This window comes from Streptomyces apricus, from assembly GCF_008369065.1.
Lineage (GTDB): Bacteria > Actinomycetota > Actinomycetes > Streptomycetales > Streptomycetaceae > Streptomyces > Streptomyces apricus.
Genome location: NZ_VDFC01000058.1, coordinates 206,125 through 207,251, shown reverse-complemented (window position 1 = coordinate 207,251; position 1,127 = coordinate 206,125). Strand labels below are relative to the sequence as shown.

The 1,127-nt window shown below is 73.5% G+C and carries 1 protein-coding gene; it reads right to left on the bottom strand.

From position 1 onward, the window contains the following. Positions 1-1,127: GAF domain-containing sensor histidine kinase (locus FGF04_RS32550; protein ID WP_149514958.1), on the bottom strand; the 1,127-nt coding region annotated here is incomplete at both ends.

The window sequence follows — 1,127 nt, the reverse complement described above, 5'->3', positions numbered from 1 at the left end:
GGACACCGTGGCCGTCGTGGACCACGACCGAGACGTCCACCGCGCCGGCCCGCGCGTGCCGGGCGACATTGGTGAGGGCCTCGCCCACGACGGCCACGGTGTCCTCCGCGACGTCACCGGGCACGTCGACGTCGAGGAGTCCCTCCATGCGCAGGGACGGGGTGAAGCCCAGGACCGGCACCGCCTCCTCCAGGGCGCGCACGACCCGGACGCGCAGCCCCGCGGTCACGGTCTCGTGGGCGCGCAGGCCGAAGATGGTCGAACGGATGATCTTGATGGTGGTGTCGAGGTCGTCGACGGCCCGGCCCAGCCGTTCGGCGGCCTGCGGGTGCTGGACGAAGCGCTGTGCGCTCTGCAGGGTCATGCCCGTCGCGAACAGCCGCTGGATCGCGAGGTCGTGCAGGTCGCGGGCGATGCGGTCGCGGTCCTCCAGGAGGCTCATCTGCTCGGCGTCCCGGCGCCGGTCGGCCAGTTCCATGGCGAGCGCGGCCTGGCCGACGAAGCCGAGCAGCGAGGTGGCCTCCATCTCGCTGAAGGGCGGGCGGCCCGCGCCGCGGGCCAGCATCAGGACCCCGCGCAGCCCGGCGTTCGTGCCGAGCGGCACGGCCACGGCGGGGCCCAGTCCGTCCCAGCGGTCGGGCCCGTAGGTGATCCGCGTGTCCTTGCGGACGTCCGTCGTGGTGACGAGGGTGCCCGCGGTGAGCGCGGCGCCCGCGAACGTGCCCTGGCGCGGCAGCACCAGGCCCAGGTGGGAGTCCGCCTGCTGCCCGCTGGCCAGCACCCCGCGCAGGTCCCCGGTGCCCTCCAGGACCAGGTCGACGACGCCCAGGTCGGCGGCGGTGATCTCGCGGGCGCGTTCCAGCATGACTTCCAGGACCTGCTCCTCGGGGACGTTCGAGAGCAGTTCGCTGGTGATCTCCGCGCCCGCCTGCAGCCAGCGCTCGCGCAGTCTGACCTGTTCGTAGAGGCGGGCGTTCTCGATGGCCACGCCGGCCGCCACGGCCAGCGMGGCGAGCACCGCCTCGTCCTCGGGGTCGAACTCCCCGCCGCCGCGCTTGTCGGTGAGGTAGAGGTTGCCGAAGACCGTGTCGCGGACGCTGATCGGCACGCCGAGGAAGGTGTGCATC